This window comes from Spirochaeta dissipatitropha (genome assembly GCF_054657935.1).
The window spans coordinates 64,199-86,129 of the sequence record NZ_BAAHXT010000004.1; the positions used below are offsets into that span (position 1 = coordinate 64,199).

General features: G+C 47.6%; 22 protein-coding genes and 1 tRNA gene. 10 read left to right on the forward strand and 13 right to left on the reverse strand.

Annotated features, from left to right (window positions below; genetic code table 11):
* Positions 1-228 precede the first annotated feature (228 nt).
* Genes ACYQ2L_RS05740 through ACYQ2L_RS05755 form a run of 4 tightly spaced genes read right to left on the reverse strand, consistent with a single transcriptional unit; the run spans position 229 to position 3,455 of the window.
* A complete protein-coding gene (locus ACYQ2L_RS05740) occupies positions 229-1,410 on the reverse strand; it encodes a GAF domain-containing protein (RefSeq protein WP_460052381.1) in 1,182 nt (393 codons plus the stop codon).
* A 1-nt stretch (position 1,411) separates the two neighbouring features.
* Positions 1,412-2,095, reverse strand: a complete 684-nt coding sequence (locus tag ACYQ2L_RS05745; protein ID WP_460052384.1) for a hypothetical protein — start codon at positions 2,093-2,095, stop codon at positions 1,412-1,414.
* The gene (locus ACYQ2L_RS05750) at positions 2,092-2,859 is read right to left on the reverse strand and encodes an energy-coupling factor ABC transporter ATP-binding protein (RefSeq protein WP_460052386.1); all 768 of its coding nucleotides are present in this window, start codon (positions 2,857-2,859) and stop codon (positions 2,092-2,094) included. Before ACYQ2L_RS05750 ends, ACYQ2L_RS05745 begins: the two co-directional genes overlap by 4 nt.
* Before the next feature lie 5 nt (positions 2,860-2,864).
* On the reverse strand, positions 2,865-3,455 hold the full coding sequence (locus tag ACYQ2L_RS05755; protein WP_460052390.1) for a biotin transporter BioY: 591 nt from the start codon (positions 3,453-3,455) through the stop codon (positions 2,865-2,867).
* Between the two features lie 72 nt (positions 3,456-3,527).
* Between ACYQ2L_RS05755 and ACYQ2L_RS05760 the strand changes: the two genes are divergently transcribed.
* On the forward strand, positions 3,528-4,859 hold the full coding sequence (locus ACYQ2L_RS05760) for a D-alanyl-D-alanine carboxypeptidase family protein (RefSeq protein ID WP_460052392.1): 1,332 nt from the start codon (positions 3,528-3,530) through the stop codon (positions 4,857-4,859).
* Between the two features lie 21 nt (positions 4,860-4,880).
* On the opposite strand, the gene ribA is transcribed toward ACYQ2L_RS05760, so the two are convergent.
* The 3 genes from ribA to ACYQ2L_RS05775 all read right to left on the reverse strand — a co-directional run bounded on the left by ribA (position 4,881) and on the right by ACYQ2L_RS05775 (position 8,439).
* On the reverse strand, positions 4,881-5,483 hold the full coding sequence (gene ribA / locus ACYQ2L_RS05765; RefSeq protein WP_460052395.1) for a GTP cyclohydrolase II: 603 nt from the start codon (positions 5,481-5,483) through the stop codon (positions 4,881-4,883).
* Between the two features lie 77 nt (positions 5,484-5,560).
* Positions 5,561-7,558, reverse strand: a complete 1,998-nt coding sequence (locus tag ACYQ2L_RS05770) for an ATP-dependent helicase (protein WP_460052397.1) — start codon at positions 7,556-7,558, stop codon at positions 5,561-5,563.
* A gap of 32 nt (positions 7,559-7,590) precedes the next feature.
* Positions 7,591-8,439, reverse strand: coding sequence for an RsmB/NOP family class I SAM-dependent RNA methyltransferase (locus ACYQ2L_RS05775; protein ID WP_460052400.1), 849 nt, complete (start codon positions 8,437-8,439; stop codon positions 7,591-7,593).
* 31 nt (positions 8,440-8,470) lie between these two features.
* Between ACYQ2L_RS05775 and ACYQ2L_RS05780 the strand changes: the two genes are divergently transcribed.
* Complete coding sequence (locus tag ACYQ2L_RS05780; RefSeq protein WP_460052404.1) at positions 8,471-10,288, forward strand: phospho-sugar mutase; 1,818 nt, start codon at positions 8,471-8,473, stop codon at positions 10,286-10,288.
* 2 nt (positions 10,289-10,290) lie between these two features.
* Positions 10,291-10,857, forward strand: coding sequence for a 3'-5' exonuclease (locus tag ACYQ2L_RS05785; protein ID WP_460052407.1), 567 nt, complete (start codon positions 10,291-10,293; stop codon positions 10,855-10,857).
* Between the two features lie 9 nt (positions 10,858-10,866).
* Here ACYQ2L_RS05785 and ACYQ2L_RS05790 read toward each other — a convergent pair whose 3' ends face one another.
* On the reverse strand, positions 10,867-13,002 hold the full coding sequence (locus ACYQ2L_RS05790; RefSeq protein WP_460052411.1) for a hypothetical protein: 2,136 nt from the start codon (positions 13,000-13,002) through the stop codon (positions 10,867-10,869).
* A 93-nt stretch (positions 13,003-13,095) separates the two neighbouring features.
* Between ACYQ2L_RS05790 and ACYQ2L_RS05795 the strand changes: the two genes are divergently transcribed.
* Genes ACYQ2L_RS05795 through ACYQ2L_RS05805 form a run of 3 tightly spaced genes read left to right on the forward strand, consistent with a single transcriptional unit; the run spans position 13,096 to position 15,247 of the window.
* Positions 13,096-13,689 carry a hypothetical protein gene (locus tag ACYQ2L_RS05795; RefSeq protein ID WP_460052415.1) on the forward strand — a complete coding sequence of 198 codons (594 nt, stop codon included), beginning with the start codon at positions 13,096-13,098 and terminating at the stop codon, positions 13,687-13,689.
* A gap of 33 nt (positions 13,690-13,722) precedes the next feature.
* A complete protein-coding gene (locus ACYQ2L_RS05800; protein ID WP_460052418.1) occupies positions 13,723-14,448 on the forward strand; it encodes a hypothetical protein in 726 nt (241 codons plus the stop codon).
* Positions 14,449-14,476: 28 nt separating this feature from the next.
* Positions 14,477-15,247, forward strand: a complete 771-nt coding sequence (locus ACYQ2L_RS05805) for a SanA/YdcF family protein (protein WP_460052420.1) — start codon at positions 14,477-14,479, stop codon at positions 15,245-15,247.
* 18 nt (positions 15,248-15,265) lie between these two features.
* Here the strand turns inward: ACYQ2L_RS05805 and dgcA are convergent, their stop codons facing one another.
* Positions 15,266-16,321, reverse strand: a complete 1,056-nt coding sequence (dgcA, locus tag ACYQ2L_RS05810; protein WP_460052423.1) for a diguanylate cyclase DgcA — start codon at positions 16,319-16,321, stop codon at positions 15,266-15,268.
* 91 nt (positions 16,322-16,412) lie between these two features.
* Between dgcA and ACYQ2L_RS05815 the strand changes: the two genes are divergently transcribed.
* The 4 genes from ACYQ2L_RS05815 (at position 16,413) to ACYQ2L_RS05830 (ending at position 19,706) form a co-directional block, all read left to right on the forward strand.
* Positions 16,413-17,990, forward strand: a complete 1,578-nt coding sequence (locus tag ACYQ2L_RS05815; protein ID WP_460052426.1) for a methyl-accepting chemotaxis protein — start codon at positions 16,413-16,415, stop codon at positions 17,988-17,990.
* Between the two features lie 29 nt (positions 17,991-18,019).
* Positions 18,020-18,091: transfer RNA gene (locus ACYQ2L_RS05820), tRNA-Gly, on the forward strand.
* 132 nt (positions 18,092-18,223) lie between these two features.
* Complete coding sequence (locus ACYQ2L_RS05825; protein WP_460052430.1) at positions 18,224-18,472, forward strand: hypothetical protein; 249 nt, start codon at positions 18,224-18,226, stop codon at positions 18,470-18,472.
* Position 18,473: 1 nt separating this feature from the next.
* On the forward strand, positions 18,474-19,706 hold the full coding sequence (locus ACYQ2L_RS05830; protein WP_460052434.1) for a tyrosine-type recombinase/integrase: 1,233 nt from the start codon (positions 18,474-18,476) through the stop codon (positions 19,704-19,706).
* A 209-nt stretch (positions 19,707-19,915) separates the two neighbouring features.
* On the opposite strand, the gene ACYQ2L_RS05835 is transcribed toward ACYQ2L_RS05830, so the two are convergent.
* From ACYQ2L_RS05835 to ACYQ2L_RS05850, 4 genes are read right to left on the reverse strand one after another with little or no spacing between them, the layout of a single operon-like run.
* On the reverse strand, positions 19,916-20,761 hold the full coding sequence (locus tag ACYQ2L_RS05835; protein WP_460052437.1) for a phage major capsid protein: 846 nt from the start codon (positions 20,759-20,761) through the stop codon (positions 19,916-19,918).
* A 2-nt stretch (positions 20,762-20,763) separates the two neighbouring features.
* Positions 20,764-21,285 carry a capsid assembly scaffolding protein Gp46 family protein gene (locus ACYQ2L_RS05840; protein WP_460052441.1) on the reverse strand — a complete coding sequence of 174 codons (522 nt, stop codon included), beginning with the start codon at positions 21,283-21,285 and terminating at the stop codon, positions 20,764-20,766.
* Positions 21,286-21,287: 2 nt separating this feature from the next.
* Positions 21,288-21,482 (reverse strand): hypothetical protein, encoded by a 195-nt coding sequence (locus ACYQ2L_RS05845; protein ID WP_460052443.1) that lies wholly within the window; start codon positions 21,480-21,482, stop codon positions 21,288-21,290.
* Entirely contained in the window at positions 21,479-21,757 is a 279-nt protein-coding gene (locus ACYQ2L_RS05850) for a hypothetical protein (protein WP_460052448.1), read from the reverse strand. Before ACYQ2L_RS05850 ends, ACYQ2L_RS05845 begins: the two co-directional genes overlap by 4 nt.
* Positions 21,758-21,931 lie beyond the last annotated feature (174 nt).

A 21,931-nucleotide genomic window follows, 5' to 3' on the forward strand; every position in this document is an offset into this window, starting at 1 on the left:
TGCCACTCCATACCGGTAATCCTTGCAAGGGAACCAATGAATGATGGTGACTCCGAACAGCCCGGACGAGGACTTGCAGCGGAGAGCCGGGTACCGGCATGGAGTCGTTCAGTTGGAATAGCTGAGAAAGGTACTTCAGGCGCACGACCTCGGTTTGCCGGTACGCGCCAGCAAAGATAGATACACTGGTCCTGACATTATTATTTGACCCGTCAGTCCTGACAGCTGTTATTGATTCCTGACACTATCCATCGCAATTGCGGCCTGGTTGGCAAAGGCTTTGAGAATCTGGAATTCCTCGTCGTCGATTGCTTCCTGGCTCCGGTCTATTCCCAGAACGCCGACCGTCCGGCCTCTTAATACGAGCGGAGCAATCGCAAAGGGATTCAGACCGATTTTTTTGGCCAGTTCTCTGTTAATCAGCTCGGATTCTTCAGGTTTCTTGATGTTATAAGCTTCCTGTTCAAGGGCGACTCTGGCGGTCAGTCCGGCATCAAGGCGGAGCGGAATGCTCAGGCTCACACTGTTGTCGGTTTTTCCTCCACGTGTACGCACCATCATCAATCGCAGCTCACGGTTTGCTTCGTTCAGATACAGCAGGGCGCGGTCCAGATTCAGGAAGCTCATCAGCTCATCCAGAATGTATTCTGCTATCTCATCTATATTGGTATGCTGATTCATGGCCTCAGCTGTTCGGTAGAGTAGAAGCATCTTGCTGTTCTTGTCCCGGAGCATATGGACAGAGTCCTTCAGTTCCTGCTGGCGCTTATGGATAAGGCCGGTCAGGAATCCCGCCAGGGCTGCAAATGCATACATGGAACCTATAGTGAAGCCTATGGTCAGCAGGACATATGCCTGGTTATCAGCAATGCCGCTCATGGGGCTGAAGAAGGCCTGGTGTGGAATTATTCCCTGGTGTTCAAGTATCACCATTGCAGCAAACAGCAGTGATGAAATAGTTGCGGTCAGGTAGGCGGTGCGGGAGCTCACCAGCAGGGCACCGGAGAAAATCACAAAAAAGTACAGGAAAGAGAATGGACTGGTTATGACTCCGGTCTTGTATATGGTGAACGAGAAATGGACTACATCTATAAATAGCTGAAGCAGTACGAGTGGGCGGAGATCCTTCACTTTGCGTGATAAGACCAGATACAGAAGATTCAGAATGAGCATGATTCCCATATTGACTGCATTAATGTAGATGTCATCCATGGAGAAGTCGCTGCGGCTGGTCATGCCGAGGAATCCGGCAAGCATCATAATGGCAAGGATGCTGGGAGACACGAACCAGCGGATCCGGATAATCAGCTTCAGGTTGCTGCGGATTTCTTCCTGGGAGTCCCGGAAAACGATTCCTGCTGCAGAGAGGTCAAAGGGGTCAAAGCCAGCTGTTTTGTGTTCGGTGCTCATATCAGGCAGAATACAGGATCGCAATGAATATATCTACTGCGGAAATGAGTAAGAGGGGGAGCAAGGAAAGATGTCGTTGTCGGTCTCCGGATATTTCAGTCATGGTTTCAGGATTCCAGCCGCGGAGAATCAGGGAATCGGCTGTGGATAGGGCAAGTTCCGTCCCCAGGCGTGTCATGCTTCCGGCCCGATAGCGGACGCTGTGAATGCTGAATCTGCTGCAGCGCAGACTGACAGCCTGATTGGCAGACCGTGCAATTCCACGCAGGCGATTGAACAGGCTCAGTGCAACAGGAATAATTGAAATAAAAGCTGCAGTAAGACTCCCGGCGCGGTGTCCTGCGAGTTTTCCGGTAAGTTGGACTGGAGTCTGCAGTATAGCGCTCAATTCTGCAGAGGACATGCTGCGGCTAATCCATACCCCGAGGGATAACAACAGGAAGTAGCTGCTTCCGGTATCGATGGTTGAGGTCAACAGCTCTTTCAGACTTTGGTCTGCCGCAGGAAACACCCGTGCGGCAAGGATTATCAAACTGAAGAAAACTGCTATTTTCAGAGGAGGGCTGAGGTACTGTATCCGCAGTTTGCTTAGCTTGAAAAGAACCGGCAGATAGACAAGTGCGACCGCCTTGGCCGGCAGTGAAAGAAAAGCGATGCTTATGCTGAACAGCATGAACAGTATCACGGATATCTTCCTTTAATGTCCAGAAAGACCGGTTCCAGAAGCAGGTGTTCCGGATCTGTCTGCTGACTTGTCAGAAATTCATCGCGGCTGCCTTCAAAACGTTTTCCGTTTTTATGCATGACGATGCAGTGGTCAACGTGCCTGATTATCTTTCCCAGATCGTGAGTGCATACCACTAGTGTGTAACCGGCTTCTTTCAGTCTGAGCATGTGACGGATCAGACTGCAGGCTCCAGGGAAATCAAGCCCGGTGAATGGTTCGTCAAGCAGCAGGCAGCGCGCACCGGAGGCCAGCAGACCGGCTATGACCGTTCTTCGCTGCTCTCCGGATGACAGGCTGTAGGGGTCGCGGGATAGCAGTGTTTCAAGCTCCAGCATTTCTACTATTTCTCGGGATGCTTCGACCGCCTCTGTGTGGCTCTGCCCCTGGCTGCGCCGACTGAGTATAATGTCATCCAGGACAGTACGCTCTACCAGCTGGTACAGGGGATTCTGGAACAGGAAACCGACTTCCTTCCTGATCTGTCTGCCTGATTTTTCAAGCGGGTGTCCCCGATAGCTGCAGAGGCCCTTCCAGCTGCGTATGAGCCCGACCAGTGTCTTGAGCAGCAATGTTTTTCCGCTCCCGTTCGGACCGGTGAGCAGGGTAATGCCTCCCTCGGGAATAACTGCGCTGAACCCGGGTAGAATCTCTATACCATCCTCGTTGAAGATTCTGAGGTCGGAGATCCGGAAGAGTTCCTGCGTTGTCTGATCCAGGTTCATCGGCCCTATATGCTCCAGCGTTTGAGGATCGGCCGCATGAGAGCTGCGCATGATACTGCGGCAGCAATTTTCAGGGCGTCTCCGAGCAGGAATGGCATCATTCCGGCATTTACTGCCTGTGTCAATTCCATTCCGGTGACCTGTGCCAGCCGCAGAACTCCGCCTGTGTAGATTACTGCACTTGCAGCGATTCCGGCTGCTGTATTCTGCACTACAACAATACCTCGGGCTTTAGAAGGCTTGTCAGCTCCAATACTACTCAGCAGAGATGCCAGGATTGCTGCCGGGAGAAACGACAGAATGTAGCCGCCGGTAGGACCCAGCAGATGACCGATGCCACCGCTGCCGGCAGAAAAAACCGGGAGACCGATTGTTCCCATAAGCAGATAGGCGCTGAGTGCGGTCAGTGACCATAGCGGCTTGAGTATGAGTCCGCAGAGTATTACAAACATTGTTTGCAGGGTAAACGGTACCGGACCAAGCGGAATACTCATATATGAACCGGCCGCTATTGCGGCCGAGAAGAAGGCTGCCATTACAAGTCTGCGGATTCGAATATCCGCGGCTGCTTCACTCGAACTGAATGAGCTGTGCATAAAATCACTCCTTGAGAAAAATGGTTGCAGCATAGTACCAAAGCTCGCGTCTTTATGCTACAATCCGCTGCTATGCGATTCCTACAACATTTTGTGAGTACTGCAGCTGCGTTATTTTTACTCTGTGTTTCAATTATGCCGACAGTCGCGGATGCACCTGCAGCATTATCGGCACCATCACCATTACCAGCGACAGCCGCTCCTCTGAACTGGAGCAGCAGTGTTTTTCAGCCTGCACATGCCGAGGTCGATGCCAGGGCAGCTGTTCTCATGGATGCACAGACCGGTGCAGTACTCTATTCACATAACCCGGATGAAGTCCTTCCTCCTGCTTCAATCATTAAACTGATCAGCATGTATTTTCTGCTTGAGGAAGTTTCTGATGGCAGACTTGATCTGCATGGGGATATTCCGATTCCTGTTGCTGCCTGGGCGCGCAATGCTCCACCGCGATCCTCTTTAATGTTTCTTGGGCCTGGTCAGCGGGCAAGCCTGCATGATCTGCTTCTGGGGCTGGCTATACCCAGCGGCAATGACGCTGCTGTAGCTGCTGCTCTGTTGTTGGCCGATTCTGTAGATGAATACGTTGATCTTGCCAACCGCCGGCTTGCCGGGATGGGATTTGAACATACCCGCATGGTCGAACCCTCAGGCTACAGCAGGGACAATACAACCACCGCCATGGAAATGGCGCAATTTGCTTTTCTGTACGTTAACAGGCATCCGCAAGCGATCGCTTCCTATCATTCCATCCGGAATTACGGCTTTCCGCTGCAGGAGAATCTCCTTCCCGGGCATTTCGAAAATCCCATATATCAGCAGAATTACAATCGTCTGCTCTGGATTATGCCAGATGCCGATGGACTGAAGACCGGAACCACCCCTTCAGCTGGCTTCAATCTTGTTTCCACTGCCGAGCGCGGTGGCCGGCGTCTTATCGCCGTTGTACTGGGGGTTGAGGCACCGGATTCACGCAATGGTAATATCAAGCGGGCCGAGGTCAGTCGGGATCTGCTTGAGTATGGGTTCAATGAATTTACCAATGTAGAACTGGATATTCCTGATCCTGGTACCGTCAGGGTCTATGGTAGCCGTTCAGCTGAAATCCAGTTGTATGTAGATGCTGAGTGGGCGTCCTCCGGTACTGCAATCAGCCTTCCACAAATTAACATGGATGATGTTTCGGCTTCATTTCAGGTCGAGCGCAGGCTGCGTGGAGAGTTTGATGCCGGGACAGAGCTCGGGCGTCTGGTGTTTTATTCAGGGGAGCAGGAAATCTTCAGTGCCCCCCTACGTGCCTCTGACGCCGCTGAAAAAGCTCCCTGGTGGATCAGACTGCGGGACTGGTTGATTGTGCTTTGGGAGCAGATCCGTGGTATGGAAAAACCTTTGCTCCTGGACTAACTGGACTAATAGATAGTGGGACTAATACATGTGCCCCATGTGATCCCTCTTGGTTCCCAGGTAGCGCTCGTTATGACTGTTGGGAGCAATAACTATGGGGATCCTGCGGCTGATCTCGATACCCTCGGCTTTCAGCTTTTCGATCTTGTCGGGATTATTTGTCATGAGCGCTACTGATTCCACGCCCAACAGGCGCAGCATATCGGCTGCTACTCCATAATCGCGGGCTTCCGCAGGGAATCCAAGGTGAACATTTGCTTCAATGGTGTCCATGCCCTGATCCTGCAGCTCGTATGCCCGAATTTTATTCACCAGACCGATTCCCCGGCCTTCCTGTCGAAGATACAGTACTACACCGATTTCTTCAGCAGCAATGTATTCAAGCGATGCCTCAAGCTGTTCCCGACAGTCACAGCGCAGAGAGCCCCAGATATCACCGGTATGACATTCCGAATGAGCACGTACCGGGCAGTCCTTCGCCCCCTGGACATCTCCCTTTACAACTGCAGTGTGCTCCTTGCCGTTGGCATGGTCAGTAAAGCCGTATAATGTAAAAACTCCGAACTGGGTCGGGAAGTCGGCCTTTGCGCAAAGTTCTATATCGTTGATTCGTTTCTTTTCCATGAGATCGATAGTATAGCAGGCTGAGGTCGCAAGCTCAATCTGCCTGCAGGAAGTATTCAGGGACTTGCATGCTTTGCTCAGCGTGGAGTCCCGAGTTTCTTCCGCATGAGATCAAAATAATCCGTAGCCTCTTCGACCGCAATATCCGTTGCTTCCTGACTTTCCACTATCAGATGTGCCGGTAGTTCCTGAAGAAAGGGTGAAGGGGCACATTCCATGGTGTCTCTCATGATTTTTCTGGTCCGGCAGGAGGTCATGATCAGTCTCTGTTTGGCTCTGGTAATAGCAACATAGAACAGCCGGCGTTCTTCTTCGATGTTGGCCGGATCATCCTCAATCGCACGGGCATGCGGAATTATATGACTCTCGACTCCAGCCACAAAGACCACCTCATGCTCAAGACCCTTGGCTGAATGAATGGTCATGAGGTTCACCTTGCCCTCGTCGTCATCCGGCTCATCCTTGGTATTCAGGCTAATTCTGTTCAGATAGTTGAAGAGACTTGGATTCATGTTATCGGGGTGTTTCTCATAGTCTTCAATACTCTGAATAAATATTTCAATATTGCGCCATTTCCAGGTTGGAATTTTTTCGTCCCCGTCATGTTCATTCATGAGATATTCCCAGTAATCGATCGCTTTCATGAGTTCGGTCAGAGTAGGGGCGATTTTTCTGGGAGAGAGTATTTTGGGCCTGAAGGATTCAATCAAGGTCAGGAATGCCCGCAGATCTGTTTTTGCACGCTCGTTGAAGGGACTGTCAGTGGCATATACAGCCGCCTGAATCGCGGTATGCAGGCTCCAGTCATGCAGATCGGCTATCTTTCTCAACTGCTCAAGGGTCTTCGCTCCGATTCCTCTCCTGGGTACATTCATTATGCGCAGCAGGCTGACATCATCTTCGGGATTAGCCAGAATTCTCATATAACAGATTACGTCTTTTATTTCCTTGCGCTGATAAAAACTCGTTCCACCGCTCATCTTGTAGGGAATATTGTCAATCAGAAACATCTCTTCAATCGCCCTGGACAGGGTGTTCGTACGGATCAGAACTCCGAACTCACCGTACTTCACCTCGTCCCTCATGTGGATCGCCTTTATCTGCTCGGCAATGAATCTTGCTTCATCACGCTCGTTTTCAGGGTAGGCAATTTCGATTTTACTCAGACCCTTGGTACCGGTCCACAATTCCTTACCTTTCCGGTTGGTATTGTTGGCAATCAGGGTGTTTGCGGCCTCAAGTATGGTGTCTGTACTGCGGTAGTTCTGTTCCAGTTTGATTTCTACCAGTTCAGGATAATCCCGCTCGAAACTTATAATGTTCTCGTAATTCGCCCCGCGCCAGCTGTAGATAGACTGATCATCGTCTCCTACCACGCAAATGTTTCGGGAGCCATCTGCCAGCAGTTTCATGAATCGGTACTGCACCATGGATGTATCCTGAAACTCGTCAACCATTATGTAGCGGTAACGTTCGGTGTACTTGTTCAGAATTTCCGGGTTGTTGTCCAGAATCTGCATCGGCAGCACAATCAGGTCATCAAAATCAACAGCATTATAGAGCTTCAGATGCCTCTGATAGCTTACATACAGATCCTTGTAATAACTGGTGACCGAATCCCAGTCATTTCTGTTTGTCTTTATTCTCGAAAATATTCCGAGAATATCCTGGGTGTTTTCACCGTCCATATCAAAATCGATTTCGCGGGCTGATTCCTTCAGTAGCGATGCCTGGTCAACCGTGTCATAAATAGAGAAGTTTTCCTTGTAGCCGATTGAGGTAATCGTTTCGCGCAGAACCTTTACACCGAATGCATGAAAGGTTGAAACCGTGAGCTGCTGAAGTTTTTTTCCGGTCAGCTCCTTGACCCTTTCCTGCATCTCGCGGGCTGCCTTGTTGGTAAAGGTCAGAGCCAGAATCTGACTCTGATGTATCCCCTGATCCAGCATATGAGCTATTCTGAAGGTAATTACCCTTGTCTTTCCGGAACCAGCTCCGGCTATAATCAGCACGGGGCCTTCGATGGTTGATGCGGCTTTATATTGTCGTTGATTCAGTTCGGCTTTCAGATTCATGGGATCACCTTTATAAACGTTCGGAATGATTTCTACAAGGGCGACTTTCTCAGAAGACCCGCGAAAATAGGACCGGCACCATCACAACTGTCGGGCAGGATCTGTGCTCCGTATTGACTTGTCTCGATCCCGGGAATCCAGTGCGGAACAGAATCTTTCAGATTGATTATTTCTTCAGCCACAACTTCTCCCTTTCGGCGTTTCAGGACGCGTTCGATCACTCCATCATTTTCTGCTTTGTTTACCGAGCATGTGCTGTATAGAATCCATCCTCCAGGTGTAGCAGCATCGACAGCAGCCAGAAGAATAGCATAGGCCTGCTGAGCCAGTCGCTTTGCACGTGCAGGACTCCACCTTGCCAGGTGTTCCGGCGAATTTGCTACATGACGTTCGGAGGAGCAGGGGACATCGGCGATAATCAGATCATAACTGTTTTTCTCATGCAATCCCCAGCGGGATGCGTCGTGCCCGCTTATCCTGACCGATTCACGTACATCAGCGGGGAGATGCTGATCCATAACCGAATGCAGTCGCCGTCGCCGCTGTGAACTACGGTCATTTGCAGTCAGGTGGAAAGCTATGCCGGCAGCTGCCAATCGCTGAATCAGTACCAGTGATTTCCCTCCAGGTGCAGCGCAGAGGTCGAGAATGCGGCAGGCAGCCTGATTATTTTCGGGTAGTGGCAGCAATTCTGCAGCCCAGACAGAAGCTGGATCCAGAAAATAGCTTTGCCGCAGGCCTTCATGAAGATCAAAGTAGATATCATCCATGTTGAAAGCGGCTCGGATCGATGCCCAGCGCTCTGCCCATTGACTGATGTAAAAACTGTCAAAGTCCAGCTTCATTCCGGCATTTCCGGGAGATTTCTGTTTCTTTCCCATACCTGTAAGTGGTAGCAGAAATCAGCCTGAGATGATAGAGTTTTCTGAAGCAAACAACGACATGGAGGATATGGTGGACCATAACGCTATTCTGGCACGTGCCCGGGAATATATTGAACTTGAACAGAATGAAACCTTTCGCGCTGAGGTGGAAAAACTTGCTGCGGCTGGCATGAGTGACGAACTCTCGGATCGTTTTTATACCGACCTCGAATTCGGTACCGGTGGACTTCGAGGTGTTATCGGTGGTGGCTTTAACCGCATGAATACTCTGGTGCTCCGTAGAGCGACTGAGGGACTTGCCCGGTATGTGGAAGCAAATGCAGGAGTTCCTGCACCGAAAGCAGTGATCGGACATGATTCACGCAGATACAGCAGGGAATTCGCTCTTGAAGCAGCCCTGGTTTTTGCTGCTCATGGAATCAAGACCTATCTTTTCGAGGATTTGCGCCCGACTCCTCAGGTATCTTTTGCTGTACGTGAGCTGGGAGCAACTGTCGGAATCATGATTACTGCCAGTCACAATCCCCCTGAATATAACGGCTACAAGGTGTACTGGAATGATGGCGCCCAGGTGGTTGAACCGCATGACAAGGGAATTATCAGCGAGGTTCAGGCAGTAAAGGGAGCAGTTACCGTCCTCGACAGGGAAGAAGCTATCGAAAAGGGACTGCTGGAATACCTTGGTACAGATTTTGATGAACAGTTCTTTGAAATGGTACTTGAGAATGTTGTCTCTCCTGATCTGCTGAAAAAGCATGGCAAGGACCTGAAAATAGTATTCACACCTCTGCATGGAACCGGTGCCTACCCATCTGAATCAGTACTTGAAAAACTGCATGTTCCGGTCACCACAGTACCGGAGCAACGTGAACCAGACGGGGACTTCCCCACAGTGGAATCTCCGAATCCGGAGGAAGCAGCCGCACTGGACATGGCTGTTTCACTGGCAAAGAAAACCAATGCGGATATTGTCATGGGAACCGATCCCGATGCGGATCGCCTTGGTATTGCTGTTCCCGACGGAGATGACTGGGTACTTCTGAATGGAAACCAGCTTGGAACACTCCTTGTGGATTATGTATTCTCGGCCCATGCAGCTGCCGGAACCCTTCCGGAAAAACCAGTCTTTGCAAACACTGTTGTCACTACAGAACTACAGAATAAAATAGCTGAGTCTTATGGTGCGGATACCTATCGTACACTCACCGGATTTAAACATATTGCGGGACTGATCCGCGAACTTGAAAAGAATCCCGGCAGCGGAACATTTATTATGGGTGATGAGGAAAGCTACGGATTTATGTTCGGCACCAGGGTTCGTGACAAGGATGCAATCAGCGCCGTTGTCCTTACTGCAGAAATGGCCTTGTTCCACCGCGTGGCCGGCAAGTCTGTTATGCAGCGCTTGCGTGAAATTTATCGCGAGTATGGCTGGTACCGGGAGATTCTGGTTTCGAAATATTTCAAGGGTCAATCCGGCGTAGGCATAATGAACGGTCTCATGGAACGCCTGCGCAGCGAACCGCCGAAAAATCTTGGTGGAGCCGTGGTGACTAAAATGATCGATTACCGCAGCAGCGAGACCATTATTCCTGAAAGCGGCGAACGCGTGAAGAATATCGATTTACCATCCTCAAATGTACTGCAATTTTATGGAAGTGACGGTACCGTGGTCAGTGCCCGCCCATCAGGAACCGAGCCCAAAATCAAGTTTTATGCTTCTGTTCACACCGATTCCGGTGTGGATGACATTACCGCCGAGAAGCAGCTCGATGAGCTTGTCAGCAAACTTGAGTCAACTATCCAGGAATGGATTAGCGAAGCAGAATTATCTCAAACGGAGTAGAAATGGATTTACAGACACCTTTGGCAGACATCATGTGTACGGCTTTTGATTTTGAAACTACCGGCCTTCGGGCCGGTTCTGACAGAATCGTTGAATTCGGGGCGGTTCAGTTCAAGGACGGCCGCCAAACGGGCGTTTTCGAAGCGCTCTGCAATCCTGGTATGCCTATCCACCCGGATGCTGCCAGAGTAAGCGGAATAACGGACGACATGGTTTCCTCCGAGCCGCCGGTTCTTGAGGTATTACGGCAATTTATCGATTTTATCGGCGACAGCGTTCTGATTGCACATAATGCTTCTTTTGATATCGGATTTCTCAGAGCTGCACTGCTGGAGCATGGCCTGCCGGATATTCAGAACAAGGTCATTGATACCCAGAAACTTGCCCGCAAGGCCTTTCCCGGACAGAAAAGCTATTCCCTGCAGAATCTGATTGCATTTCTGAATATACCGCCGAATACCGCTCATCGAGCCAAAGATGATGCCTATATGTGTATGAAACTCTTCCTTGCGGCTGCTGAATCCATGAGCTTCATGGGAGATATCAGCATCGGTGAACTAATGGACTGAGACTCTGTCTCAGCCTTCTTTCAGATATTTTGTAATGGTCAGGGCTATGAAATCCTGTAGTGACTTCCTGTCACGAATGGTATCAAATACGTCCTGACCACTTATATTCTCTGCCAGGGCTATTATTCTTTCGACCGTTGGGGCACCGCTTCCGCGTTTCTGCAGGATCTTCCGTGCCTGATCCCTGGCAAGACTTTCAACATCTATGGTCAGATTTTTCCTGTTTTTTGGATCGATTATTGTATTCCACTTCTCGAGAGTTTTTGTGCGGGCTTCCTCAAGGCTGCTGTATCCGTCACTCAGGCGTGTTTCCAGTTTCTTGACTGCAGCCTGCATTCGTTCTTTGGATGATTGCTGTGCTCCGACTGTTTTCTGCACAACAGCTTTTTTTTCGGCGACAGCAGGCTTTTGTCTGGTTGGTTTGCTCTTCTGTACAGGTGTTTCTACCTGTACTGTTCTGGAAACAGGTGTTTCAACTGGTTCCGGTTCCCGTATAGAGGTCCTCTGTCTTCTCTGCTTTTTCTGATGCGTTAATGTAGTACTGCGGTTCTCCTCCAGCAGGCGCAGCCGTTCTGCTTCTTCATGTCGGTCTACTCCAATAAACATCTTTTGAAGAAATCGCAGCAGACCTGAAAGCCCGGGGATAGTTTTCCAGACCGGCAGAAGCAGTTTTGCATCAGCAAACATCCGTACCCGATCCAGGTCAAAAAATTCGTATAATGGTTTCAGTTCAAGTTTTTTGGGATCCAGTATTTTTCTCAGATCTGCTTTGGTCTGTTCGGTTACCGGTGCTTCCTGGCTGACGAGGTACAAGGTGCTGAAATCAAGCATTACAGCAAGCACCGGATCAAGCTGCTGCAGTTTCTGGTTGATCATCGCTTCAAAGGCATCCTGATTCTGCATCTCGAATAGTTTAACCCCGAGGTTCAGAGCAGTGCTCCACTCACTGATGATTTTCTTGCTGACTTTTTCTCCTGCCTCCCTGGCGTGCTGAAAAAAATACATAAGATATAAATCCTTACGGATATACTCCCTGTGGTTATTCCTGGTGTGTATTTTGATAAGCGAAGGAATACGCTCTGATCCTTGAGGAATCTCCTGTTGTTCAATGAATTTAATTATATCTTCCCTGCTGACCTTTTTGGTTATGAGAACACCTTTCTTGTCGGTAAACTCAAAAATATTCTGAAGAGTGAAGGCATAAGGAGCGGTGCGGAGCTTACGCTCAATTTCTTTTAATGCAGCGCTGCTGTCAGAATCTTTTTGGAGCAAAGCCTTCCTGTGCGCCAGGAGCATACCGAGGATTATAGCTGACTGGGTGTAATTCTGTTCATTTATGGTTTTTTCTTTTTTTTCACTATATTCCTTGCTGATACCACTGGTGAGCTGGATCCAGAAATAATAGGAAAACTCATTTGGCTTCCAGATATCCTCCAGAATTACCTCTGGTCTGCTCAGTATGGCCGTAAATGTTTCTTCAACCATTTTCTCTCGATGACGGAAAAGCCCCATCATTTTTTGCCGCATGTATGACTGGTTTCGCTCGTTGCGGAGGTAAAATCTGATCTTCTGCAGGCAGACAAGTGCAAGTTCACGGAACGAGTAATGATAGGGTATAAGTACTGGTTCAATATCCGGTGAAAAAATCAGTCTGATTACACGGTTATCATGTTCAGTAAATTCTTCTTCATTATTCTCACGGAAGGCTTCCTCTTTTTTTTCAAGAAAGGAGATTAATTCGTCTTTGGCGTTTATGACTGTCACCATTTTTTCCGGTATGTCCAGAACAAGAGTTGAAACAGTCGGCAGGGGAGTCTCCGGGTTCTTTCTGAGATCATGCATTCGCTGCTTTATCTTCCGGATATAGTATCCGGAAAAATTAACGCGTATTATGGCACTGCCTTCCCGGCTGAGAATAACTTCGCCGACTTTTTCTGCTTCAATCAGTAGTTTGAGTACCATTGACGGGACTGGTCTTAAATTGGGCTCAGGGAATCTTGCTGGATTATGACGGATATAGTTAATTACATTCTGAACCAGTGCTGTAGTCAGTATTACGGGGTTGTTTTCCTTCTCACTATGATTAAAAAGAACCTGCAGTATATCTTCAAGGAATAGTTCCACCCTTCCATCTTCAGATCTCATTTTCACCTTCCCGATACAGAATATCCTACAAGTCTTGACTCTGCAACAGCAGAGTTTGACAAGGGCTATAGCTAAGCGTACAATGCAGTCATAATGAAAAGCGAATTTAAAAAAAATACGAAAAGCGTTCTCATTACAGTTCTGTTGACCTGTATTCTGCTTCTGGCTTCCTGTGCCAGTGAAGCGGTTCCGGCTGGTAGCGAGATTGATGTAACTGGTCAGAATGTTGAGGCCGATCAGCCTTCCGATAAAGGGAAAATTACTGCTGATGAAGAACCTGTCGACAAGCCGGGAGAACCCGAAATCTACATTGTTGATGACGAAGTATATGAGCAGACCTTTGACGAGGTAGATGAGGTTATCCGGATTCTGAATGGACTGATTGCCCGGAGAAGCTATGCTGAGTGGCTTGAGTACCTGACCCCTGAATATATCGAAAGTATTCTTGAACCCGAGCATCTGGATGAATTGAACAAGTCTTCTATCCTTCAGCGCAACAACATAACAGTTGAAAACCTTGAAGATTATTTTGTTCATGTTGTTGTGCCCAGTAGATCGAATCTTCGACTTGATGATCTTGTTTTTATTGACGATAATACAGTACAGGTTATTATGTTTGTTCGGGACCGTCCGGTAATCCTGTATTTACTGCGGCGAATTGATGGTGAATGGCGTATCAGTGTGTAGAAACATGTCTGATATAAAAAGGAGATATTATATATGAATGCAAGAAATTTTTGCAGGACATTCGTGCTTGTACTTGCAGCCGCGCTGCTGCTGCCTCTTGTTGTAACCGCACAAAACAGCGGTCCTGCAACAATTGAGGAACTATATCTCAGTCAGGATATTGATCTGCAGGTTGCACGTAGTCAAGCTACTGCAGAGAGCCGTGAGATGAAGTTGCTGGCACTGCAGACTATCCGCAGTATGATAGACGAAGGTATGGCAAATACTGCAGGTAATGAGATATCTGCAATACTTGGAGTACTTGCTTCAGAAGGAACAATCCGTCAGGTGCGTACCGGGAATAACACAGTTGTCAATAACTTTCCCGATATCCGGAGACAGGCGGTTGAACTCATCTGGCAGGTAGGGGGGCCGGTTGCCGAGGAATCAATGAAAAACGTGCTCTCAAACGATCCGGAACCAATGGTACTAGCCGAGGCTGTCTATGGACTTGGAATGATAGAGCTTGAAAATCCTGCTGCAACTGCTGACCTGCTGTCCTTTCAGTTGCGCCGCTGGAACGCTGCGCCATCACCGGATAATAATCTTGCCTTTGCATCTTTGTTGACAATCGAAAGAATTGCAAACCGATATCCGGAAGTCGCAGCAAACCCTGAACTCCTTAATTCACTTCTGGGGATTGCAGCCGGAAACTACATCCGGGAAGTTCGTCTCAAATCTATAGATATAATTTCAAGTATACGAAACGTTGGACGCTGATTCGTTTTTGGTGTATATACATCTATAGATGAAGCTGCAAACGAAACGTTCACGACAGTCCGATAAAACGAAGGAGAAGCAAGCCGGCTGGTTTGCTTCTTTTTTACGGATCACAACTCTGACAGTCAAACTCGGGATTATATTTGCTGTTCTTTTTACCGCATATGCAAATCTGGATATGGCCAGGCGGGCAGACAGGCTTTTATACAACTCGATTCAGGATGTGCCTCCACACAAGGTCGGTATTGTCCTCGGTACGAGCTGGGCTTCCAGATCAGGCACGACCAATAGATTTTTCACCTATCGCATGCAGGCTGCTGCTGCATTGTATAAAGCAGGAAAAATAGAGTACATACTTGCCAGCGGGGACAACCAGTATCATTCCTATAATGAACCCCGAAGAATGAGGCGTGAACTTATAGATCTTGGGGTTCCACCTGAACACATCTATCTTGATTATGCCGGATTTTCCACACTGGACAGTATCTACAGAGCAAAATATATATTTCAGCTTGAGGACGTTCTTGTAATCAGTCAGGATTTTCAGAATGAAAGAGCTATATTTCTGGGATCTGCAATTGGCATGAATATTCACGGCTTCAATGCACGTTCAGTTGGCGGTTACGGCGGGATTATGGTCGGTCTACGGGAGTATTTTGCCAGATCAAAAGCATTTCTGGATGTTTACCTACTCAACACACAACCAAGATTTCTTGGGGATGTATTGTCGATTCCTGGAATTTACAGAGAATCTCCGGATATTGATTATAAAATACAGGAATCCGATGATGATACTTGATAATTCCTGCAAATGCGCTCAGACGGTAATGGTTACCTGATTTCTGCCGCTTCTTTTTGATATATACATTGCTTTATCTGCTCGTTCTATCAAAAGCTTGGTGGAGCTGTCTTCCTTGTTTTTGAGCATTGCTACACCCAGGCTGATAGTCGTTGTAATCACAGTCCCTTCATGATACAGCTCAATTTTCTCGGTGTTCTTTCGAATACGTTCAGCGATGTTTCTCGCTGTCTCTGTGTCCGTATTAGGAAGCATGATAATAAATTCTTCACCACCATAACGGGCAGCAACATCAGTCTGCCGAATACTGCTTGAAATCGTATTGGCAACGGCTTTCAGCATCTGATCACCGCACAGATGGCCATAGGTATCATTGAGGGGTTTAAACTTGTCTATATCGCACATAATGATTGCCAGAGGCTGTTGGTTGACATTGGCCTCGACTTTGGCTTCCAGCAGAGTAGACTGAAAGTAATGTCGAAGTTTCAGTCTTGTCATCATGTCGGTAGTAGTAATCTCATACAGAAATGCATTATGGACAGCAATACCAGCTAATATAGCAATATTCAGTAAATATTCTTTTTCTTCTTTAGAAAATTCCTGATCACCAATTCTATCTCCCAGAACAATTATTCCGTTAACTACGGTTTTAGCGCGTAATGGAATAATCAGCGAAGGATTCATTTTGGACAGTCCAGGGATATCATCTATGTCTCCAATAGAGTCTTTTATTTCATCGAAGGTATAACATGCGAAATTCGATGTCAGAAATGTAATCAGTCTGTGATTTCCCGGAATAAAATAGGACAATGATTGATCAAGTTCGAAGCCGATGTGACTGCGATGAAGACTGAGATCCGGTTCGTAAATGTCACGCCGTGTGAACAACCCGGCTTTCATTACCTGCATCTGCCCCATACAGGTGTACAGAATTGATTCGATCAGGGCATGGAAATCCAGCGTTGAGTTCAGACTTTTGCTGATCTCTATTAACTGTTTCAGATCGAATATCTGTTTTTCATATCCTGACACGAGATCCTGAATATGAATATCCTGTATTTCCTGTTTGTCCATGCGCTGATAGTACTCCAGTAGTAATAATTATCGGAAAGATAGTAACTAAGCTTGACGGTTCCGATTCTGCACTCGATAATACCAATATAGTATGAAGAAAGAATTCCTGTTTTTTACAACCACAGCTGTTATTTTATGTGCCTTATTTTTCGGCGCCACTGCATCAGCCCTTTATTCTGTACGTTTTGAACGTACTATGCAAGCTTTTTTTTCTGAAAATATTCAACAACTATCCGATTATCTTCATGACGCAGGATCGATTCTGGATTCAGGAACCTCAACCAATCGTGGTGAATTTCTGAACCGAACGAATATGCTGGCTAATAGGTTCCCGGATTATCCAGCTGTAGTACAGAATTTGAGACAATTCAATCAAAATCTTGTTTCAGCAGCGGCGGGCGACAATCTTGCCGCAAGCAGGTTACAGAGCAATCTTTCAGGAATAGAAAATTTTTTATCGCAGCAGCTTATGGAGGAAAGGGCTGCTGCAGCAAAGCTCAGACAGACAGAAACACGACTGATTATTCTGTTGTTGCTTGCTGCTGGTATTTGTTCTATCGGTATATTTCTGGCAGCCGGACGTTTCCGCAGAACCATAAGGGCTGTCAGCAAGGGAAGACTGACACCTGAACTGAGTGAGCTTCTGAATGCTGCTGAGGATTGTCTGCGGCTTTTAACAGAATCCTTCAGATCACTTGAATCAGACCCCTTACTCAGTTCGCTGCCAGATCAGGACATTTCCCCGGAAACTGCTTCGCTGCCGGATATCCAGAAATCTGAAGACAGTCCTGCCGAAGTGATCCGGGAACGACTTGATTACATTACTAATTCTATCACCAGACTGGAAAGTACTATTCGGGAACAGATGTCCAATCAGCAAATATCAAAGACAGAGTACTCATCAGCATCGGAAGCCTTGCAGAATGCAGTAACAGAGTCAATTGAACTTGAGCAAATGCTTCATGAGCTTTCATTCATGATGAAAAACGGCAGTACAGCAATTGTTCAGGAACTGGATGAAATCCGAAGTATTGAGCGTGAAATCAGGGGTATACTCGAGCTGATTCCAATTATCAATACGCTTGCAGAACGTACCGCACTTCTATCAATGAATGCATCAATCGAGAGTGCCCATGCTGCAGAACATGGACTTGGGTTTGCTGTTGTTGCGGAAGAAATTGGTAAACTTGCGGTTCAGGCCGGAGAAAGCACTGAGCATATCGGCAGTTTCTTGCAGAAAACCATAGAAAGGGTTGAGTCTGCCTTTGCATCCTGTGAACGCAATGCAGGCTTGTTTGATAATTTTCAATCCAGGGTTGATGAATTAGATACATTGTCTTCTGCAGTCTCAAATGAGCTTTCCGCCTCGCTTCACCAGGTGAGTAGTATTGATCAAAGAGATCATGAACTGTTTGACAGCCTGGAATCTATACAAAGACTGGTCTCTACACTTCAGACATCCGTCAGTACCATTAACAGACACCTGGAACGAACTGAGACTTCCATGGATGCAGATACCCTTCAGCAATTATGTCACATAATTGAAAGCAGCAATGAGTGCTTGTCTTCTGCACACAGAAAAGTCATTCAGAGAAATGTTGAACTGAGAGCTGTAAAATCAAGGGTAGCTGAAGTTATGAAAAATATACCTGATTCTCTTGACATATAATCCAGCCTCTGGTATTAATATGCGCAAGCGCGTCCGTCGTATAATGGTTATTACCCCAGCCTTCCAAGCTGGTGATGTCAGTTCGATTCTGATCGGACGCTTACTTGTAAGACTTTACGTTGTATAGACTTACAAGGCACAATCTGCCGAGTGAAGCCAATAAAACGGCTTAAACAAGGCATTTTGTCGCGAACAGTGTCGCAAGTTTCATATGCCACCTACAGGGGGCAATTATGGAATATCGCACACAACAACAAGAAATAACCGAATTATCGGAAATTTCTGTTCTGGCTTCGGTGGTTCTCACCTACGCACAACCAACCGACCAAGGTATTTTGATTAACGGCAGCGGCATTTATGCTTTGCATGAATTAGCTAAGCTGATTGAAAAGCGCCGTGAAAACAACGGCCTGCCATCAATAGCGTTAAATAATGCCGAGTTAATCAAGCTGCTTGAACGTGACTTACTGGCAGGGTATTAGAATGGCAGAAGCACGCTACCACCTAAATAAACGCCAACTCAAAGGTAAATCAATCTACTACGCTCGATTCATTGGTGATGAATTAGACGACCGCGGCAGACCGAAATACAAGCTGACACTATGCACCAACGCAACCCGAAAAAGTGAAGCAATCAAGATTGCTGAAAAATGGCTCCGTGATGGTACGGTGTCGGATTCACGTTCTGACATAATCCCATACCTGGCCGAGTTCTGGCAGCCTGATTCTGAATATATCCGCACCAAAGAAATAGATAGCGGACGCACAATCAGCCCTGAATATATCCGGCTGAATCATCGGCATCTGGAACGGTTTGTAATCCCTTGGCTTGAGCGTCACCATATACGGCAGCTCAACCAGCTGGACCATAATAAACTGCTCAAGTGGCGTAATGATCTAATAAGCGGCAAGATCAAAGGCGCTGAAAACCTGACCACCGTCAGCAAGAACAAAGTCAGGCAAGCGCTGTGGGTAGCCCTGAATTGGGCAGTTGAAACCGGCTTACTGGACAAACACCCCGGCGCGAGAATCAAGCGCGCAAATGAACACCAAGAGAATAAAGCCAGCGGTATGAAGCGCGCTCATGCTGTCCTGACGCTGCCTGAATTGGCTACACTATTCAAGCCTGAATATTGGCGTGATTCATACGGTGATTATTTTATATCTCGCGCATGTGCTTTGTTCTGCGTCAGTGTCGGCGCTCGGCAGGGTGAAGCCCGTGGGCTGGTGTTTGAGAATATCAATCTTGAAACCGGCATAGTGGACATACGCCAATCATGGCAGGACGGGCAAGGTATGAAACCGCCAAAGTGGGGTAGTGTGCGTGTAGGTCTGCCGCTTGGTGATCATGCACTTACTGCCATACATGAAATAGTCGACCGCTACCCATACGATGAAATAAACCCTGATAGTTTTGTATTCCCGAATCTGCATAACCCCGAAATACCCACCAACAAGCATACACTGAATAAAGCCTTGAAACGCGCATTGTCAGCGTCTGGGCTTGCCGACACGCGCCCTGCAGTGGGATTCCATGACCTACGCCATACATGGGCAAGCCATAGCGCCACGGCCTTGCCTGACGCTGTGAGAAAGTACGCGCTCGGCCATAGTGGGGGCGATACCACCGACATATACACCCATGTTACCGAACAGTATGCCGCTATGCTTCGGGAGTTCCAAAGTAACCTAATTCCAGCATACCCAGCTTTATAGGCTGGTGTACAATCATTATAAGCCGTTACATGGTAGGTACTTACTGCCCTGTACGGCTTTTTTTGTCGCTGATAGTGTCGCAAGTATAAAAAAACCGGTGGCCAAGAGAGTAACCACCGGAAACATAAGTTTTTTGCAGGGAGTGCCAAGGGGTGAATTAAGTCCCTCGGCTAATTCATGGCCGAAACAAGATGCAACGCATCTCGAATCTATTTAAGTTTTACAACTGCTTTGGCAAGTGATTCAGGTTCAATAACCTTACTGCCATACAGGAATAATCCGCGTACTGCAGAATGGAAACTACCTTCAAGGCGCAAACCTTCAATCTTTGCAATCTGTGAAGCAAAGGCGGTAGAATAATCATTACCGGCAAGTATTACATCTTCGCTGGTATCCTTCGGGCAGTTGTTTGATTTCAAAACATTGAAACCAGCGACACGGCCAACAACGCCATTGTCAAAGGTTGTGCTATTGCTGGTGTCCAGTAGTACGCGGTCAAGGACAAGCTGCCGATGAAACCAAGGTGGCACGATGATCCAGCGACCGCCTGCAGGGGCATTGGCTTCGTCCATCTGCTGACCAATCAAAGTGATAAGGTCGATGGTGTCGCCCTCGTCGATCTCGAGTGGTGCGGCTCCGGTTCCAAGTCCTGTGGTGATACCGGCTGCAGCATCCATAACGCCAGCAATATACTGATCAACCACATCGGCCATTGCATAGGCTGCGCGCTCGGTAGCTGGTCCAATCAATGCCGGCTCTGACTGTACTGCGTCAATGTCGGAAACCTTGAAACCGAAACTCTTAGACTGGTTGATTACCAAGTCCTGGGTGTCGCCGTCAAGATCCTCGTATGAAAGTGTGGTGGTTCCGTCTACATAATCGGAAACACTAATACTACCGGATAGCTTCGGGATTTTCACGGTGTCGCCCGATGATTTAATATTGCCCTCATAATTGGTATTTACTCGGCTACCGAAAACAAGTGCTTTGTCTAAGTGTCGCTGTAGAACGCCTGACCATAGTGCTGGAATGAAATCTGATACTGAATTACTCATTGTTATCTCCTAAGATTATAGTTTTTTTGAAAATCGGGATTGTCCCAATTCTTAGCAATGTCTGCCGCGCTCATCCGTCTTACGTCATAATCAGGCTTAGGATTCACCACGCCAGTGGTAGGCACGGCATTTCCTGCAGTCGCTGTTTTGACTGTCCGTATGTGGCTGTCGATTGCTGCAGCCAACTGGTTAGCTTTTGAAATGGTGGTATCTTCATCATCACCAAGGGCAAAATCTGCCAGTTCGCTTGGTAGCCCCCGTTTGCTTAAAAAGTCCTTTGCAAGTCCTTTCCGCTGTGCGGTTGCCTGTTCTGCTTTCATAGCTTCAATCTGTTTAGCAAGCTCGGCCTTTTCTGCATCCTCTGCAGTCGGCTCGGCTGCCGGTTGATTGAAACCATTTTCAGCGTATTTACTAAGTGCCGAATTCACCCGAAAATCTGCATACGATTCAGCCAGTTTGACCGCCCCGTCTGCGTCTCCGTTTGAAATCAACTCTTTAATTTTTTCTAATCTTTCATCTGCCATAATTAACCCCTTGGTACATCGTCTATAATGATTGGCTGATACATCTGGCCAACCTGTTCCAGTTCAAATAATCCGTCATGCTCTGGCTCAACAATTTTGTATAGTCCATCCTCTGCGGGCTCTACGATTGCAGGGCGTTCCTGTGGGCCAAGGCTTCGGCAGATTGATTCTATACGGCGCTTGGTGGTTACGGTCATTTCCTGCCCCTTAGATTGGATTCAATTTCATCAAGCCGCTTTTCAAGTTCAAAATCTTTTTCACTTTTCAGGTATGTATGATAGTTCTGGAATGAATACAGCATAGTTTTGAAAAACTGCTCGTCTATGTCACCAGCGGCAAACTTGCGGATCAGGCGCGCCAATGTACGGCGTGAAGCCTGTAAATCTTTCAGGTCAAGCCGTGGCAAATAGCCGCTTTTCTGCTCGCTCGGTGCGGTAATCTGTTCATCCTTTGTCACTGCTCTTAGTGCCATAACAACCAATCTCCTTAACACTTATTCAGTGTATGATTTATCATACACCTCAATATATGCGATGTCAAGGGGGTAATCCGGCCTAAACACTGCATATTGTGTAAATATAGGTATTTTGTCGGGGTGTCGGCGCTATATGTGTGGGTGTTCAAGGGTGTTGTGTTTTGTTGAAAC

Bases quoted from the DNA above. Each gene is read 5' to 3' on its own strand.
- ACYQ2L_RS05790 (WP_460052411.1), bottom strand. From the start codon at position 13,002: ATGAGATCTGAAGATGGAAGGGTGGAACTATTCCTTGAAGATATACTG.
- ACYQ2L_RS05755 (WP_460052390.1), bottom strand. From the start codon at position 3,455: ATGCACAGCTCATTCAGTTCGAGTGAAGCAGCCGCGGATATTCGAATC.
- ACYQ2L_RS05850 (WP_460052448.1), bottom strand. From the start codon at position 21,757: ATGGCACTAAGAGCAGTGACAAAGGATGAACAGATTACCGCACCGAGC.
- ACYQ2L_RS05805 (WP_460052420.1), top strand. From the start codon at position 14,477: ATGAAGCTGCAAACGAAACGTTCACGACAGTCCGATAAAACGAAGGAG.
- ACYQ2L_RS05830 (WP_460052434.1), top strand. From the start codon at position 18,474: ATGGCAGAAGCACGCTACCACCTAAATAAACGCCAACTCAAAGGTAAA.
- ACYQ2L_RS05750 (WP_460052386.1), bottom strand. From the start codon at position 2,859: ATGAACCTGGATCAGACAACGCAGGAACTCTTCCGGATCTCCGACCTC.
- ACYQ2L_RS05795 (WP_460052415.1), top strand. From the start codon at position 13,096: ATGAAAAGCGAATTTAAAAAAAATACGAAAAGCGTTCTCATTACAGTT.
- ACYQ2L_RS05740 (WP_460052381.1), bottom strand. From the start codon at position 1,410: ATGAGCACCGAACACAAAACAGCTGGCTTTGACCCCTTTGACCTCTCT.
- ACYQ2L_RS05775 (WP_460052400.1), bottom strand. From the start codon at position 8,439: ATGGGAAAGAAACAGAAATCTCCCGGAAATGCCGGAATGAAGCTGGAC.
- ACYQ2L_RS05825 (WP_460052430.1), top strand. From the start codon at position 18,224: ATGGAATATCGCACACAACAACAAGAAATAACCGAATTATCGGAAATT.
- ACYQ2L_RS05780 (WP_460052404.1), top strand. From the start codon at position 8,471: ATGATAGAGTTTTCTGAAGCAAACAACGACATGGAGGATATGGTGGAC.
- ACYQ2L_RS05785 (WP_460052407.1), top strand. From the start codon at position 10,291: ATGGATTTACAGACACCTTTGGCAGACATCATGTGTACGGCTTTTGAT.
- ACYQ2L_RS05800 (WP_460052418.1), top strand. From the start codon at position 13,723: ATGAATGCAAGAAATTTTTGCAGGACATTCGTGCTTGTACTTGCAGCC.
- ACYQ2L_RS05760 (WP_460052392.1), top strand. From the start codon at position 3,528: ATGCGATTCCTACAACATTTTGTGAGTACTGCAGCTGCGTTATTTTTA.
- ACYQ2L_RS05835 (WP_460052437.1), bottom strand. From the start codon at position 20,761: ATGAGTAATTCAGTATCAGATTTCATTCCAGCACTATGGTCAGGCGTT.
- ACYQ2L_RS05840 (WP_460052441.1), bottom strand. From the start codon at position 21,285: ATGGCAGATGAAAGATTAGAAAAAATTAAAGAGTTGATTTCAAACGGA.
- dgcA (WP_460052423.1), bottom strand. From the start codon at position 16,321: ATGGACAAACAGGAAATACAGGATATTCATATTCAGGATCTCGTGTCA.
- ACYQ2L_RS05815 (WP_460052426.1), top strand. From the start codon at position 16,413: ATGAAGAAAGAATTCCTGTTTTTTACAACCACAGCTGTTATTTTATGT.
- ACYQ2L_RS05845 (WP_460052443.1), bottom strand. From the start codon at position 21,482: ATGACCGTAACCACCAAGCGCCGTATAGAATCAATCTGCCGAAGCCTT.
- ribA (WP_460052395.1), bottom strand. From the start codon at position 5,483: ATGGAAAAGAAACGAATCAACGATATAGAACTTTGCGCAAAGGCCGAC.
- ACYQ2L_RS05770 (WP_460052397.1), bottom strand. From the start codon at position 7,558: ATGAATCTGAAAGCCGAACTGAATCAACGACAATATAAAGCCGCATCA.